Here is a 14,633-nt window from a genome sequence, read left to right as displayed (position 1 = left end):
CTTATTAGCCCAGCAGCTGGTGAATGCGCTTAAGCCCCGCCACCAGCCTGTCGACCTCTTCCATTGTGTTATACATCACCAGCGATGCGCGGCACATTGCCGGCACCTGGTAAAAAGCCATCAGCGGCATGGCGCAGTGGTGGCCGGTACGGACGGCCACGCCGTAATTATCGAGGAAGCTTCCCACGTCATAGGCATGGTGTTTCCCCAGGTTAAAGGCAATCACGCCCTGTCTGTCAGCCGGGCCATACAGGGTAAGGTCAGGTACGCTGGCAAGCTCCTGCAGCGCGTAGTGCATCAGCAGCTGCTCGTACTCCTGAATGGCGTCGAGGCCGATTGCGGAGACGTAAGACACCGCCGCCCCGAGCCCGATAATGCCCCCGGTGTTGGGCGTGCCCGCCTCAAAACGCCAGGGCGCGCGCGCGTAGGTCGTGCCTTCCGTGAGGCTGACGGTGGCGATCATCGATCCGCCCCCTTCCCACGGCGGCATCGCCTGCAGGATGTCCTCTTTCACATACAGCACGCCAATCCCGGTCGGGCCATAGAGCTTATGCCCGGAGAATACGTAGAAATCGCAGTCCAGCGCCTGCACGTCCACCGCGTGGTGCATTACCGCCTGCGCGCCGTCAATCAGCACCTTCGCGCCGGCCTGATGGGCTTTTGCGATAATCTCTGTCACCGGGTTTTCGGTGCCCAGCACGTTAGAGACCTGGGTGACCGCCACCAGCCGCGTTTTATCGTCCAGCAGGGCTTCAAGCTGCTCCAGCTGCAGCGTGCCGTCGTCGTTCAACGGAACGACCCGCAGCTGCGCGCCGACACGCTCGCAGAGCATCTGCCACGGCACAATATTGGCGTGGTGCTCCATCTGGGTGATGATGATGTTATCCCCCGCGCGCACCTGGGCGTTGCCCCAGCTGTTGGCGACGAGGTTAATCCCCTCGGTTGTGCCGCGCACAAATACCAGCTCTTCCGGCAGGCGTGCATTGAGGAAGGCTGCAATTTGCGTGCGCACGTTTTCCATGCGCTGGGTCGCCTCGGCGCTCAGGGTATGAATACCGCGATGCACGGCGGCGTAGCCGTGGCGGTAGAACTCGGCTTCCGCATCCACCACCTGATTCGGCTTCTGCGCGCTGGCCGCGCTGTCGAGATAGGCCAGCGGCAGGCCGTTCACTTCACGGGTCAGAACCGGGAAATCGGCCCGCACTTTCTCTACGGGAAAACTCATGCTTCGCCTCCGGGCAGACGCTGACCAATGCGGGCCAGCACCTGCTGCTTCAATACGCCATCGTGCAGCGCTTCCGTAAGCTCCGCCGCAAAGGCGTAGATGATCATTTTCTGCGCAGCCTGCTGGTCGATGCCGCGCGAGCGCAGGTAGAACATCTGCTCGTCGTCGATCCGACCGACCGTCGCGCCGTGACTGCATTTTACGTCGTCGGCGTAGATCTCCAGCTGCGGCTTGGTGTCCACTTCCGCCAGGCGCCCCAGCAGCAGATTGTTGTTGGTCATCTGCCCGTCGGTTTTGATGGCGTGCTGGGCCACGTTAATCAGGCCGTTAAACACCGCCCGCCCTTTATCGCTGACGATGGTTTTGTGCAGCTGGCGGCTGTTGCAGTAGCCTTTGTTGTGCTCAAGCCAGGTGCGCGTGTCGCACACTTCTGCCTTCACCGGCATCGCCAGGCTGTTGATGCGCAGCGTAGTGTTTTCACCGTTAAGCTGCGTGCTGGTGTTGTGGCGCAGCACCGCGCCGCCGAGCAGGAAGCTGTGGCTGTACGCCGCGGCATCCTGGCCCAGCAGAAGATCGTTATGGGCAAAATGGTGGCTCTGCGGATTCTCAAACGCCAGCTTAATATGGTGAAGCTGCGCATTGGCGGCAACGTTCATCGTCAGCCGCGACCCGGTAAAATGGCGGGTCTCGTTGAGGCTGACGTAATGTTCGATTACCGTGGCCTCCGCCCCCTCCGCCAGCTCAAGGTGATGGCGATAGTGCGCGGTGTTGATCTCATCGTCCTCCACGCCCTGTGTGATGTGCATCAGCAGCAGCGGTTTTGCCGGACGCTGGTTACGCTTGACCTGGATATGCGTCACGCTGCGGGCCAGGCTCTCGGTCAGGTGGAGGAAAACTTCCGGCTGAACCGGGGCGCTCAGGCTCTGGCGGTCGTCGTTAATGACGATATCGAACCCGCTATCCCGGGCGTCGTCGCTCAGTTCTGGACGCCAGACGCCGTCGACAAAGACCAGACGCACCGCATCCACCGTCAGCGCCAGAGCGTCACGCCGGGCCAGATCAATCTCCGCCAGACGCGTCACAAACTCGCCGATCAGCAGGCCGTCAAGTGGGGTGTATTTCCAGTTCTCATGCTTCCGCGTCGGCAGGCCGAGGCGCAGCATCTGCTGCAGGTGTTGCTGCGCCTGCTCGGAGCGCGTATTACCCTGCTCCTCAAACAGCCGGTGCCACTGCCGGAGCGCATTACTGCTGTTCGGTAAGCCAGCCATAACCCTGCTCCTCCAGTTGTTTAACCAGCGTAAAATCACCGGATTTCACAATACGTCCCTGGTAAAGCACGTGGACGTAGTCCGGCTTGATGTAGTCCAGAATGCGCTGGTAGTGGGTGACGATAATGAACGAGCGCTTGCCGTCGCGCAGGGAATTCACCCCGTCGGCGACAATCTTCAGGGCGTCGATATCCAGACCGGAGTCGGTCTCATCCAGAATGCACAGCTCGGGCTCCAGCACCGCCATCTGCAGGATATCGTTACGCTTTTTCTCGCCGCCGGAAAAGCCGACGTTGACCGAGCGGGTCAGCAGGTCTTCCGGCATTTTCAGCAGTTTAATCTTCTCTTCCATTAGATCCTGGAAGTCGAAGCGATCCAGCGCCTCCTGGCCGCGATACTTGCGCACCGCATTCAGCGCCGTCTGGAGGAAAAACTGGTTGCTGACGCCCGGAATTTCCACCGGGTACTGGAAGGCCATAAAGATGCCCTCACCCGCACGGTCTTCCGGCGACATCTCCAGAAGATCTTTGCCGTTAAATTCGACCGAGCCGCCTGTTACTTCGTAATCTTCACGTCCCGCCAGCGTCGCTGAAAGCGTACTTTTCCCGGAGCCGTTTGGCCCCATGATGGCGTGAACTTCACCCGGCTTGACGTCAAAATTGAGACCGCGCAGGATCGCTTTCTCTTCCACGCTAACCTGTAAATCTTTAATGCTTAACATGTGCTTTCCTTAACCGACGCTGTGTTCAAGACTAATGGCGAGGAGTTTTTGTGCTTCAACGGCGAATTCCAGCGGCAGTTCAGAGAACACGTCCTTACAGAAGCCGTTCACAATCATCGAAATGGCATCTTCTTCTCTGATGCCGCGTTGCAGGCAGTAGAAGAGCTGATCTTCCCCAATGCGCGACGTGGTCGCCTCGTGCTCTAGCTGAGCCGTGTTGTTGCGACACTCGACGTACGGGAAGGTATGCGCCCCGCAGTCGGCACCGATCAGCATTGAATCACACTGGGTGAAGTTACGCGCGTTGGTGGCCGTCGGCATGATTTTCACCAGCCCGCGATAGCTGTTCTGGCTATGCCCGGCGGAGATCCCCTTCGAGATAATCGTCGATTTGGTGTTTTTCCCAATGTGGATCATCTTGGTGCCGGTATCGGCCTGCTGATGCCCGCTGGTCAGCGCCACCGAGTAAAACTCACCGATGGAGTTATCCCCGCGCAGAATACAGCTCGGGTATTTCCAGGTAATAGCGGAGCCGGTTTCCGACTGCGTCCAGGACATTTTGCTGTTTTCGCCTTCGCACAGCGCGCGCTTGGTGACGAAGTTCAGGATACCGCCGGTATTGCCGTCGCCGGGGAACCAGTTCTGCACCGTGGAGTATTTCACCTCGGCGTCTTTGTGAATGATGACCTCTACCACCGCCGCGTGCAGCTGGTAGCTGTCGCGCACCGGGGCGGAGCACCCTTCGATATAGCTGACGTAGCTGCCTTCGTCCGCTACCAGAATGGTACGTTCAAACTGTCCGGTTTTTTCGGCGTTGATGCGGAAATAGGTGGAGAGCTCCATCGGGCAGCGTACGCCTTTCGGCACGTAGATAAAGGTGCCGTCAGAGGCTACCGCGGCATTCAGCGCGGCGAAGAAGTTATCGTTGCTCGGTACCACGGTGCCGATGTACTTTTTCACCAGATCGGGGTGGTCATGAATAGCTTCGCCAAAGGAGCAGAAAATGATCCCCTGCTCGGCCAGCTTTTCACGGTAGGTGGTCGCTACCGAGACGGAGTCGAAAATGGCGTCCACCGCCACCTCTCTCCCCTCGCGCACGGGCACGCCCAGCTGGTTAAACGCCTCTTCAACCTCTTTGCTCAGGAAGCTGTTCTCGGCACCGGTCTGCTGGACCGCGCCGGGCTGCGAGGCGCAGGTATCGTCACAGCTGCCGCAGGAGGGCGCGGAGTAGTAGCTGTAATCCTGATAGTTCAGCTTGTCGTAGTGGGCTTTCAGCCAGTGCGGCTCTTCCATCTCCAGCCAGGCACGGAATGCGCTCAGGCGAAATTCGAGCATCCACTCGGGCTCGTTACGTTTGGCCGAAATGGCGCGCACCACATCTTCATTAATGCCTTTCGCCAGCTCGTCGGTCTGCAGCTGCGTGAAAAAACCCTCTTTATAGTTGAGGTGTCCGCCGCTCCAGGTGTTTACATCACTCGTTGCTTCAGTATTACGAGACATAGTACCGCCTATACCCCAAAGCTTTCGCCGCAGCCGCATTCGTTCTGGGCTTTCGGGTTATGAAATTTGAATAACTGGTTTAAACCTTCCCGCACGTAATCCACTTCGGTTCCATCGATAAACGGCATAGCCTGCAGCGCGACGTACAGCTTTGCGCCGTCGGTTTCAAACACCAGGTCATCTTTTTCCGGTGCGGTGACGGTATCCAGCACGTAGCCAAAGCCCGCGCAGCCGGTCTGCTTAACGCCTAAGCGCACGCCGAGAATGTCGGGATTTTTTGCTACCAGCTCGTGGATATGCGCCGCCGCCGCAGGCGTGAGCGTTAATCCTCGCCAGGCAAAATCGGCAGGATTGAAGGTTTCTGAATGCAATTCCATAGGTCCACCTCATCTGATTAGCCATCAGGGCATAACACCATGTTAGTGATAACGATTATCACTTCAACCCTCTGTCAGCAGGGGCATTCGGCTAAACCGCCCTTTTTGTCTACTTTTATTAAGCATAGACCCTGTCAGAAGATGCGGGCGGGATGGATTTAATTGTTCAATACTTTGAAAATTAATGGATTATCTGTTGGAGAAAACAGCGAAGAGAGGAAAAGTAAAATATGTATCGGAAATGCCTATTTTTAAGATAGCTTTTGTTCTGGAAGTGTCTAAAACAATAAAAGGCCCTCAAGGCCTCTGATTATTATTGGTGAAATGAAACGCTAAAACCCTGCTCACGCCAGTGATCCAGCTGTTCCTGCTGACGCTGTGTTGGCGTTTTTCCCGTCCAGACGAAGATTTTTTGCCCCGGGAAAAGTTCAGGACGCGGAGAATCAATCGGGTCCGCCAGCACGTCAATGTGCCAGCCTTGCTGCGCCAGCCGCGCGGCTTCAAGCCAAAGACGGGTGCGGTCATCGCATTCCCAGCCGATAAGCAACGCATCTTTACCCGCTTTCTTGCGCGACTCCGCCAGGCTTAGAACCGCGAATTCAATCAGGACGCCGTCAAGCATGCTCGCCATGTGGCGTACAGTATTTTGATCCTGATTCATTCGCTGGCGGACGGGGGAAATGATGTTATCAATCATCGCATCCATGGCGTGATTGCGGCGGAATTCGCCGATTTTGGCACGCAGCTTTGCCGGGCTGGCATAACGCAAAACGGTCATCATCTCTTCCTGGAACGAGACCCAATTACCCTGAGTCAGGACTTCTTTATTTTCCAGCAAGGCTTTTACTTTTCCGACCGAAACGCCGCTTTTCATCAGGCGTTTGATCTCTTCAATACGCAGGATATCTTCATCGTCAAATTGACGATGACCCCCTTCGCTGCGCTGCGGCTTCAACAATCCATAACGTCGCTGCCAGGCACGCAGCGTAACGGGGTTGATACCGCATCGTTCGGCCACTTCGCCGATACTGTAATAGGCCATTAACTCCCTCACGCTCAGAACTTCCATACCTAACTACACCAACCTTATCAGATTGTACAAACCATTTGTATAACTAAGACCGCATTTTGCACAGGTGAAAGGGGTCGTTCTCCCTTCACCTGTTAATACATTGTTGTCTAAAATTTGCTTCTCGTACAGCTAAGTCTGCCGGGTTTTGTACAGCTTTATCAAAAATCGAATTTTTTCTCCGGCCATGCAATCGCCGGAATTCCGCCATGCCGGGGGCTTGCAAACAGATGGCCCTGGAACTGGGAAATGCCCGCAGATTCCAGCCACATCCACTCTTCTGCCTTCTCCACGCCGACCGCGCAGAACTGAATTTCAAGCGAGGAACAGCATTTGATAATCGCCTGAATGATGGCCTGTCGAGGGCCACTTTTATGCACGTTCGCGACGAGATCGCGATTAATCTTAATTCTGTCGGGCTGGAATTGGGCCAGTAGCTGTAGTCCCGCAAAGCCGGCACCAAAGTGATCGATCGTCACGCTGATGCCTGCACTTTTTAGCTGTCTGACTGAATCCGTGAATTCTTCAAAACGTGAAATGGCTTCGCTCTCGGTGAACTCCACCACGATCTGTTCAGGTACAAAACCGTTTGCTTCAATTGCGGTGAGCAGAAAGTCCACCGCATTGGGAATGTTAACCAGCGTCATAGGCAGCAGGTTAAGGGATAACGTCTGATCCTGTAACCCCAGCGCGCTGGCCATCGAGAGCGCCACCTGCTTGCTCTGCAAATCAGACGCGTAAACTTCATCATGCGTAAGGCTGGCGAAATAGGCCCCCGGCGAGTCGCCGGACGGGGTGCGCAGAAGCGCCTCCCAGGAGACAACCTGCTGCATAAACGGATCAACTATCGGCTGGAAAGCAAAGCTGCAATCCGCTCCTTTCGCGACCACCTCGGGTTGCGCTGACAAGCGTGTTTCTTCGCGAACGAACTCCCAGGAATCCGCAGGCGGCAGTTCAAAATAGTTCGCTTTTTCCGTGGCCTCGACAAAGGTACGGAAAAACTGCAGCGGACGGTCATTGTAAGTCAGCTGATAGCGTGTTGTTCCCTTGTTCAGCACCTGTTGCAGCACCTCGTTCCTGTCGAACTGGCGCAAATCAAAAAGCTCCATCCCCACGTTGCCAAAACGCCGGACGGGGCCGTGATCGCGCATCAGCTCGACTACGTTATGGTGTCGCGGGTCGTTGCAGATCTCCTCATAAATAGCAGAAACATGCTCCACTGGCCCCTCAAGCAACTGAAAAAAATGTGTGCCGTTAAACAGCAAGATCCCCGTGACGTTGGCTTGCCGGTTTTTATTGTTTGCAGCAGCGACCATAGCTTCCAGTGCTTTCACTGGAACGTCCTCGCAGATATGACTGCGGTAAATGATGGTTGTAAGCATGCGATTCCTGGGGGTTAAGGGTTTTGACCACAAAAACATGTGGAGAGACTTCTCTTATAGCACATTAATTGCCTCACAAATAATTTACATCTCAATCATTTACGCCCGTTAATGGCACTCTCACAAGTGTTGTACAACTTAACAGCGGCCGTGCGATTTGTACAATATATTCTGTAGCATTACCGTTTCATGATAAACATGCAAGCGATTGATAAATATAGCATTTATTAAATATATCCTGATTTTATTAAAAATCTGTACATTTTTAATGTACAGATTTAGAAAAAGTGTATACCTTAAATGTAACGTTACTGATTACAAAATTTTACAGGAGCGAAACATGCAGCAGAAAGGTTACGTCGCAGATTCCGCAGCAGCGATCGCACAGTACTTCGAAAAAGCCACACTTCCAACCCAACAGGAAACGCTGGGTCAGGTCGTTGTTGAGATCCTTAGCGACGGGCGAAATCTCAATCGCAAATCGCTCTGTACCAAACTGTTAAGTCGCCTTGAAAGGGCCGAGGGCCCCGAAGAGGAACAGCATTACCATATGCTGCTTGGCTTGCTCTTCGAACGATAACGTGATGAACCGCAGTGACGCAGACAAACTGACCGATCAGCTGATTGGCGAAGCCGTTCTTTCTCTTTTGAGAGAGCGTGGCCCCGTTACAACTGAAGCTCTGGTTCAGCGTCTGCGGCAGATGAAAACACATGAAAAGAATCCCCGGCGGCGGGAGACACTGGCGAAGGCGATTGCCGATATCGGATCAAAAAGCCTCGGATTAAAACGTCGCAGAACCGCGCAAGGACGAATGAGCAGAGAGGGACCTCTCAATGATAACAGAGGCAATGTAGTGTCGTTGTTTGGAAAGGGAAAGCCGTCCGATCCCAAAAAAATACATTGACTGCATTTTAACAGCTACGGTGAGAACAAATGAGACAAAATATTCAGCTTCAACCCGAATACCACTCTGCTTTTTTAGACAGTGCGCTGGCGGAATATTTCCGTCACGCAGGCGATCGTTTTGCTGAAGAGTCCGCTATTTTTTCTACTGCAGTACGCTGTGTTCTGGCCTCTGAAGGTCATATTTCCAATAAAGCGATCATCCTGTGGCTCATTCAGACGCTGGAAGCCACTCACGACGTGGTTCAGGCGGATGTGATTCGCAAGACGCTGGAAATCGTGGTGGGCTACACCATGGATGACGTTTAAACGCCCTGCATTCAGCGATCGTGTCATCGTCAGAATTGTCGAACATGCTGACGATGACACCCCCCTCTCTTCATAACCCCCCTGTAAAGAAGCGTTATAAAGATGGCATGGTTTCTGCTTACTCCCTGTTACGGGACTGGGCTTACCAGTCATTTCGCTTCATTTCTTAACAGGTCTGTTATTGATGAAAAAGATCGCCAGCGTCTGCCCTTACTGCGGTGCAGGCTGCAAACTAAACCTTGTCGTTGAAAATAACCGTATCATCCGTGCCGAAGCGGCAGAGGGGGTCACAAACCAGGGCACCTTATGTCTGAAAGGATTTTACGGTTGGGACTTCCTCAATGATACCCGCCTCCTCACTCCCCGCCTCACCCAGCCGATGATCCGCTACCGCAAAGGCGAAGCATTCACCCCCGTGACCTGGGAAGAGGCGATCCGCTACACCGCCCACAGGCTCAGCAGCATTAAACAGCAGTTCGGCCCGCGGGCGATCATGACCACCGGTTCATCGCGCGGAACCGGCAATGAAACCAACTACGTAATGCAAAAATTTGCCCGCGCGGTGTTGAACACCAACAACGTAGACTGCTGCGCGCGCGTTTGTCACGGTCCTTCCGTCGCCGGACTTCAGGAGACCCTCGGCAACGGTGCAATGAGCAACTCTATCAACGATATTGAACACTCCAAATGCCTGCTGGTATTTGGCTATAACTGCGCAGACTCCCACCCTATCGTCGCCCGGCGCGTGCTGAAGGCCCGTGAAAACGGCGCGAAAATCATCGTCTGCGACCCGCGCCGCATCGAAACGGCGCGCATTGCCGATCAGCATCTGCAATTGAAGAACGGTAGCAACATGGCGCTGGTGAACGCCTTTGGCTACGTACTTCTGGAAGAGGAGCTGTACGACAAGAACTATGTCGCGCGGTTTACCGAAGGACTTGAGGCCTATCGGCAGACGGTGAAAGAGTATGCCCCTGAGCGCGTAGAACACCTCACCGGCATCCCCGCCCGCGACGTTCGTCAGGCAATGCGCACCTTCGCGGCGGCCCCTTCCGCCACCGTAATGTGGGGAATGGGCGTGACCCAGTTTGGCCAGGCCGTCGATGTTGTCAAAGGACTTTCCAGCCTGGCACTGCTGACCGGCAACCTCGGCCGCCCTGCCGTCGGTGTCGGTCCCGTGCGCGGACAAAACAATGTTCAGGGCGCCTGCGATATGGGCGTTCTGCCGAATATGTTCCCCGGCTATCAGGATGTGACCGATCCGGCTGTCCGGCAGAAGTTCGCCGATGCCTGGGGGATCGACGTGAATAACATGGACGATCGCGTCGGGACGCGCATTACCGAGGTGCCTCACCTTGCGCTGGAAGGAAAGGTTAAAGCCTATTACATCATGGGGGAAGATCCGCTGCAGACGGAAGCCGATCTCGGCCTGGTCCGCAGCGGTTTCGAGGCGCTTGACTTCGTGGTGGTTCAGGACATCTTTATGACCAAAACGGCGGAAGTGGCGGACGTTCTGCTCCCTGCCACCTCATGGGGCGAACACGGCGGCGTCTTTACCTGCGCAGACCGGGGTTTCCAGCGTTTTGGCCAGGCTGTTGAGGCCAAAGGCAACGTGAAGCGCGACTGGGAGATCGTCAGCCTGCTCGCCACCGAGATGGGCTATCCGATGCATTACGACGATAATCAGCAGATCTGGGATGAAATGCGCGAGCTGTGCCCGCTCTTCTACGGCGTGACGTATGAAAAAATGGGCGAGATGGGCCACGTGCAGTGGCCGTGCCCGACGCTGGATCATCCGGGAACGCCATACCTGTACAAAGACAATCAGTTCGACACCCCAACCGGCAAGGGGCAGCTCTTTGCTGCACCGTGGCGCGCACCGGCAGAAACCCCTGATGATGACTACCCTCTTGTGCTCTGCACGGTGCGTGAAGTGGGACATTATTCGTGCCGATCAATGACCGGGAACTGCGCCGCGCTGCAAAGCCTGGCCGATGAGCCGGGACGGGTGCAGGTGAATCCTGCCGATGCGGATAAGTTGGGAATCAGTGACGGCCAGCTGGTGTGGGTTCGTTCACGCAGGGGCAAGGTCATCACCCGCGCCAGCATCAGTGAGCGTATCAACGCCGGTGCGGTCTATATGACCTACCAGTGGTGGATTGGCGCCTGCAACGAGTTAACGCAGGATAACCTTGACCCTGTCTCCAAAACGCCGGAAACCAAGTACTGCGCGGTAAAGCTGGAAGCCATTGAGGACCAGCGCTGGGCGGAGGATTTTGCGGCGTCGTCTTACCAGACGATGAAAACGCGGTTGATCAATGCCGTGAACGTATAACGTATAACGTATAAGGAGAGGAGGCTCACCGCGTGAGCCTCTGAGTCTGCGCGTTTATCCAATCAACAGCAGGCAGGATAAATCATCCCCACCGTTGATTTTATCAATAGCAAAGTCCATGCGCGCATCTATGGTCTGATTGTGCATGGTCTTTTCAGAGAGGCTGGCGATGGTTTTCATCACGACCTGCTGGTCAATGTCTTCCTGCATCGACCGCACGCTGAGAATGAATTTGATATAGAAAAAATCCAGTACAATACGGTAAAACTGGCGCATGATGTTTGCCGTATTTTTACCAGGGAAATAGCTGCTATAGAGTTTATACAGCAGGTAATTGCGTAACACGTAGGGTTCTGACAAGCAGGATGACTCGCACAGCTTGTGCCACTGCTGATTAATCCCGTCGAATTTAGCTTCCAGTTCAGAAGCGTCGTTCAGGCCGGCCATGTCCAGATACGAGGCAATTTGCTGGTGCCCCTGAAGAATAAAACCGTCCCGCACCGAATCTTTCGCCACGTTCGTTCCCATCACGGACAGTGCCAGATATTTCATCGCATTTGAATGCGTGAGGTGACAGGCATCGATCAGCGATTTCCCGTTTTGCAGGTCATTGCGTAACGCATCGTAAAATTGTTCTACTTCGGCAAATTTATTATGTAAATCAAAATTAACGTGCTGAAGACAGAGAATAAACTGCGCCAGCGCCATCAAATTTTCTTCAACATTGCGGGAAGGCGACTGAATAAGGTTCCAGGCAAAAAGATGGATCACCTGCTGCGTCTGTGAGGCGGATTGACGTTGCCCAATCAGGTTAGTTTTGTAGGTTGCCACTAACTCATCCTGCTCCTGAAACAGCATGGCCTCCGGGTCAAACAGGACGCGTCTGACCACTTCAGGGCAGGAGAGCGTCATCGTATGCCGTGTTTCATCCTGATAACGGCTTGCGCTTCTGGGATACGTACTGCAGGTATGTGAGAGCGCCTCTTCCCCTAAATCACGGTGCACCATGCAGAGTTTGTTTTCATCGATAAAAGGACACTCCCCTTTTTCGTTTAGCTTCACTCTGGAGTAGTTGTTCTTGCCCTTGCGCTGAAGGATCAGATTCTCTTTTGCAATGGCGGCAATTTCTGCGTGCGTGGACTGGACATACTTTTGGTGGGTTTTCTTATCAATAGCGATCGTCCAGCCACGACAACATGAGATTAAACATGCTGACCCCACGCACTGAAACTTACTGACGAAAATCGGTTTGATGGTTTTATGAATTTGCATAGCTAAGGCGTCATTTTATAAAGCATAAAAAATACCATGCCGCACACGCTATTCTATAGAGGCATAACCGCACACTATGTTTTGTAATTCACAGAATCAGGGGCGCGATAACGAATGAGAATATTGCGCCCCTGTTAGGTTATTGGCTAATACTTGTTAACCATGATGATGAGTCAGATAGTCTCGCAAGCGGTTTGCAGGGGTATTCTTCTCCACCATCCTGTGAATCAAGGCCACCAGCTCAAAATCACTGCGCAGGTTGAATTTTTGCATCAGCAAATATTTATGGGTAAAAATAGTTTTATCACTTGTTTTAAGCTTATTCGCGATCTGCCCTACCGATAATCCTTTGTAAAAACTCACCATAACGCGAATTTGCTGTGGCGATAATATTTTATGCTGGCATTCGCTGCAGGTTCTCTTCCTCCAGTGAAAGCTTGAGAGCTGTGTGCGGTACCATGCGATAAACAGCGCCTCGGTGATCCTGTCCAGCGAAGCGCGGCGGGAGATAAAAATCATATCCTGAAAACAGGACGGATATGTCGAGAAACGGTGTTCATCATCCACCAGCCCAACCACAATTCCTTTTTTCCGCGCCTGTAATTCGGGATAACAGGTCAGGGTTTCCCCCTGACATAAAGAGAGAAAAATAATATCAGCGGCACTGACATTTTCATGAGAAAGTTCGCAGTCAAAGTGAAGCAGATGTTTGAAATTATGAAAGAAGAAATCCTCAAGAAAACACTGCAATCCCGCTCTGAAAAATGCGTCGGTCTCTTTAATCACAATATTCAGCATATCAGTTGTACTGCATCGTCATGACCACGACGGCACTAATGCTCCCCGGCGTTGCGCCGCCCGTGGAAGACCTGACCGATGCCAGCATGGCCATCGTTGCGGTTCTGTCTGCTGCAATAGTTTGTGTAATACTTGTTCCGGTTCCCTTCATTGCACCCGTTGCGGCCTCACTCATCGCAATCGCGACGTTCGTGGCCGAACCTCTGTTCATGTAGTAATCCGCCCCGGCGACCGGATCGGGGTTTCCGGTAAAGGAGACCGTCACGCTGCGCGTCCCTGTCGGACACTGGGTAAACAGCAGGTTAAACGGCACAGGATCGGACGATGACCCCGGCGTAGCCATATTGGATGCCTGAATATTGCCAAGGTTGATATCCAGACTGTTATTTCCCCCATTAAAGATACAGGGAGAGGCCACAATATTTCCGGTAACGCTGACGCTAACGCTGTCCGTCGCAACGGTATTGCAGCTTACTAATATGGCGGCAAGCGCTGCCGTGCGCAGAATATTCATCATTTATCCTTTACTGATACGTCAAATTTAAGGTTGCAGACGCATTGGCAGTACCGGGTTCAACCGTCGTTTGGGTCTGGTAATAACGTGCTGTTAATGGAAATGCCTGCTGCCCACCCGCGGCGGCATTTAACGGCAGACGGGTATTTAACGAGAGAGGCGTACCGTTATAGAGGAGCTGAACGCCAACCCCTTTCGCCGTGCCGGTATTACCCTGCCCCGTCAGCGCGAGCACGCTCGTTGTTGCTACGTCCGGGTCCTGAATGCCACTGAGCGAAACGTTGACGTTTGCCCCCGGGTCGCAGTTCAGACCCAGGTTTTGCGTATTCTGAGCGCCCGTCGGCGTGGTGCCGACCGTTGAGCCAAACGTCGCGGCAGAAATATCGCCGATGGGAAACGTCAGCTGCGGCGTCGTTATGCTGCAGGCCAGCACGTTGATGGTCCCGTCCAGAAGCGTCGTCGTAAGGCCATCGCGATACACACCATCGCTCCCCTGCAGCATAACGACACCCAGTACGCCGGGCGTCAGCGAGCCAGAGGCAACGGGTCCGGTAACGACAAGTTCTATTTTACCGCCCCACCATTCGACATAACTTGTCTGCGCGTTATAAGAAAAGGTATAGGTCGGGTTTTCAAAATAATTACCTGATGAAAAGCGCACGCCAATACCGCTTACATTGGTGTTATAAACGTGATTACCGTAACTACTCGGCGTTGCATTAAGGTACCGCATGCTAAACCCGAGCATTAACGGATTGGTGCAGCCGCTTAAATAGGACCCGGTGACCGACGCATTTTTTGAAAATAATACCGTGCCAACCGCGACATCACGCTGCACCGTAATTGTGCCGATGGACAAAGTGGATTCCTGTGGCGTAATCGTTGTGCAGGTTCCTGCATGGGCACTATTCCAGGCAGCGGTGATACACAGCAGGAACAGGATGTTAAGTATGCGCATT

The 14,633-nt window shown here is 53.9% G+C and carries 15 protein-coding genes; 4 read left to right on the top strand and 11 right to left on the bottom strand.

The window, feature by feature from the left end; all coding sequences use genetic code 11:
- Window positions 1-4 precede the first annotated feature (4 nt).
- From sufS to IM314_RS00120, 7 genes are all read right to left on the bottom strand, one after another.
- A complete protein-coding gene (sufS, locus tag IM314_RS00150; RefSeq protein ID WP_193358346.1) occupies window positions 5-1,225 on the bottom strand; it encodes a cysteine desulfurase SufS in 1,221 nt (406 codons plus the stop codon).
- Window positions 1,222-2,493 (bottom strand): Fe-S cluster assembly protein SufD, encoded by a 1,272-nt coding sequence (sufD, locus tag IM314_RS00145; RefSeq protein WP_193358347.1) that lies wholly within the window; start codon window positions 2,491-2,493, stop codon window positions 1,222-1,224. Before sufD ends, sufS begins: the two co-directional genes overlap by 4 nt.
- Complete coding sequence (gene sufC, locus IM314_RS00140; RefSeq protein ID WP_041910384.1) at window positions 2,468-3,214, bottom strand: Fe-S cluster assembly ATPase SufC; 747 nt, start codon at window positions 3,212-3,214, stop codon at window positions 2,468-2,470. The genes sufD and sufC overlap by 26 nt, the downstream gene beginning before the upstream one ends.
- A gap of 9 nt (window positions 3,215-3,223) precedes the next feature.
- On the bottom strand, window positions 3,224-4,714 hold the full coding sequence (sufB, locus tag IM314_RS00135; protein ID WP_193358348.1) for a Fe-S cluster assembly protein SufB: 1,491 nt from the start codon (window positions 4,712-4,714) through the stop codon (window positions 3,224-3,226).
- 8 nt (window positions 4,715-4,722) lie between these two features.
- Complete coding sequence (gene sufA / locus IM314_RS00130) at window positions 4,723-5,091, bottom strand: Fe-S cluster assembly scaffold SufA (protein WP_041910386.1); 369 nt, start codon at window positions 5,089-5,091, stop codon at window positions 4,723-4,725.
- A gap of 313 nt (window positions 5,092-5,404) precedes the next feature.
- Complete coding sequence (locus IM314_RS00125) at window positions 5,405-6,133, bottom strand: MerR family transcriptional regulator (RefSeq protein ID WP_193358349.1); 729 nt, start codon at window positions 6,131-6,133, stop codon at window positions 5,405-5,407.
- A gap of 188 nt (window positions 6,134-6,321) precedes the next feature.
- The gene (locus IM314_RS00120; RefSeq protein ID WP_153656011.1) at window positions 6,322-7,542 is read right to left on the bottom strand and encodes a diguanylate phosphodiesterase; all 1,221 of its coding nucleotides are present in this window, start codon (window positions 7,540-7,542) and stop codon (window positions 6,322-6,324) included.
- Between the two features lie 340 nt (window positions 7,543-7,882).
- Here IM314_RS00120 and ycgZ point away from each other — a divergent pair, with 340 nt between their 5' ends.
- From ycgZ to fdhF, 4 genes are all read left to right on the top strand, one after another.
- On the top strand, window positions 7,883-8,122 hold the full coding sequence (gene ycgZ / locus IM314_RS00115) for a regulatory protein YcgZ (protein ID WP_028012861.1): 240 nt from the start codon (window positions 7,883-7,885) through the stop codon (window positions 8,120-8,122).
- 4 nt (window positions 8,123-8,126) lie between these two features.
- Window positions 8,127-8,447, top strand: coding sequence for a hypothetical protein (locus tag IM314_RS00110; RefSeq protein ID WP_047365422.1), 321 nt, complete (start codon window positions 8,127-8,129; stop codon window positions 8,445-8,447).
- A gap of 29 nt (window positions 8,448-8,476) precedes the next feature.
- A complete protein-coding gene (locus IM314_RS00105; protein WP_028012859.1) occupies window positions 8,477-8,755 on the top strand; it encodes a biofilm/acid-resistance regulator YmgB/AriR in 279 nt (92 codons plus the stop codon).
- A 184-nt stretch (window positions 8,756-8,939) separates the two neighbouring features.
- Window positions 8,940-11,090, top strand: coding sequence for a formate dehydrogenase subunit alpha (fdhF, locus tag IM314_RS00100; protein ID WP_193358350.1), 2,151 nt, complete (start codon window positions 8,940-8,942; stop codon window positions 11,088-11,090).
- 54 nt (window positions 11,091-11,144) lie between these two features.
- On the opposite strand, the gene fliB is transcribed toward fdhF, so the two are convergent.
- The 4 genes from fliB to IM314_RS00080 all read right to left on the bottom strand — a co-directional run bounded on the left by fliB (window position 11,145) and on the right by IM314_RS00080 (window position 14,632).
- The gene (gene fliB, locus IM314_RS00095; RefSeq protein WP_041910394.1) at window positions 11,145-12,362 is read right to left on the bottom strand and encodes a flagellin lysine-N-methylase; all 1,218 of its coding nucleotides are present in this window, start codon (window positions 12,360-12,362) and stop codon (window positions 11,145-11,147) included.
- Between the two features lie 156 nt (window positions 12,363-12,518).
- Window positions 12,519-13,160: a LuxR C-terminal-related transcriptional regulator gene (locus IM314_RS00090; protein WP_047365426.1), complete on the bottom strand. Its 642-nt coding sequence runs from the start codon at window positions 13,158-13,160 to the stop codon at window positions 12,519-12,521.
- Between the two features lies 1 nt (window position 13,161).
- Window positions 13,162-13,674, bottom strand: a complete 513-nt coding sequence (locus IM314_RS00085) for a fimbrial protein (RefSeq protein ID WP_370529574.1) — start codon at window positions 13,672-13,674, stop codon at window positions 13,162-13,164.
- A gap of 10 nt (window positions 13,675-13,684) precedes the next feature.
- On the bottom strand, window positions 13,685-14,632 hold the full coding sequence (locus tag IM314_RS00080) for a fimbrial protein (protein ID WP_193358352.1): 948 nt from the start codon (window positions 14,630-14,632) through the stop codon (window positions 13,685-13,687).
- Window position 14,633: the final 1 nt, after the last annotated feature.

It is taken from the genome of Enterobacter cloacae complex sp. P42RS (assembly GCF_014930595.1).
GTDB classification, from domain to species: domain Bacteria; phylum Pseudomonadota; class Gammaproteobacteria; order Enterobacterales; family Enterobacteriaceae; genus Enterobacter; species Enterobacter bugandensis.
The sequence above is the reverse complement of the archived record's forward strand: the minus strand, read 5'-3'. Positions and strand labels throughout refer to the sequence as shown.

What these genes read in the sequence shown, in the direction of transcription:
- IM314_RS00125 (WP_193358349.1), bottom strand. Translation starts at nt 6,133, where the DNA reads ATGGCCTATTACAGTATCGGCGAAGTGGCCGAACGATGCGGTATCAAC.
- fdhF (WP_193358350.1), top strand. Translation starts at nt 8,940, where the DNA reads ATGAAAAAGATCGCCAGCGTCTGCCCTTACTGCGGTGCAGGCTGCAAA.
- IM314_RS00085 (WP_370529574.1), bottom strand. Translation starts at nt 13,674, where the DNA reads ATGAATATTCTGCGCACGGCAGCGCTTGCCGCCATATTAGTAAGCTGC.
- IM314_RS00105 (WP_028012859.1), top strand. Translation starts at nt 8,477, where the DNA reads ATGAGACAAAATATTCAGCTTCAACCCGAATACCACTCTGCTTTTTTA.
- IM314_RS00090 (WP_047365426.1), bottom strand. Translation starts at nt 13,160, where the DNA reads ATGCTGAATATTGTGATTAAAGAGACCGACGCATTTTTCAGAGCGGGA.
- sufD (WP_193358347.1), bottom strand. Translation starts at nt 2,493, where the DNA reads ATGGCTGGCTTACCGAACAGCAGTAATGCGCTCCGGCAGTGGCACCGG.
- sufA (WP_041910386.1), bottom strand. Translation starts at nt 5,091, where the DNA reads ATGGAATTGCATTCAGAAACCTTCAATCCTGCCGATTTTGCCTGGCGA.
- sufC (WP_041910384.1), bottom strand. Translation starts at nt 3,214, where the DNA reads ATGTTAAGCATTAAAGATTTACAGGTTAGCGTGGAAGAGAAAGCGATC.
- sufS (WP_193358346.1), bottom strand. Translation starts at nt 1,225, where the DNA reads ATGAGTTTTCCCGTAGAGAAAGTGCGGGCCGATTTCCCGGTTCTGACC.
- IM314_RS00110 (WP_047365422.1), top strand. Translation starts at nt 8,127, where the DNA reads ATGAACCGCAGTGACGCAGACAAACTGACCGATCAGCTGATTGGCGAA.
- IM314_RS00080 (WP_193358352.1), bottom strand. Translation starts at nt 14,632, where the DNA reads ATGCGCATACTTAACATCCTGTTCCTGCTGTGTATCACCGCTGCCTGG.
- IM314_RS00120 (WP_153656011.1), bottom strand. Translation starts at nt 7,542, where the DNA reads ATGCTTACAACCATCATTTACCGCAGTCATATCTGCGAGGACGTTCCA.
- fliB (WP_041910394.1), bottom strand. Translation starts at nt 12,362, where the DNA reads ATGCAAATTCATAAAACCATCAAACCGATTTTCGTCAGTAAGTTTCAG.
- ycgZ (WP_028012861.1), top strand. Translation starts at nt 7,883, where the DNA reads ATGCAGCAGAAAGGTTACGTCGCAGATTCCGCAGCAGCGATCGCACAG.
- sufB (WP_193358348.1), bottom strand. Translation starts at nt 4,714, where the DNA reads ATGTCTCGTAATACTGAAGCAACGAGTGATGTAAACACCTGGAGCGGC.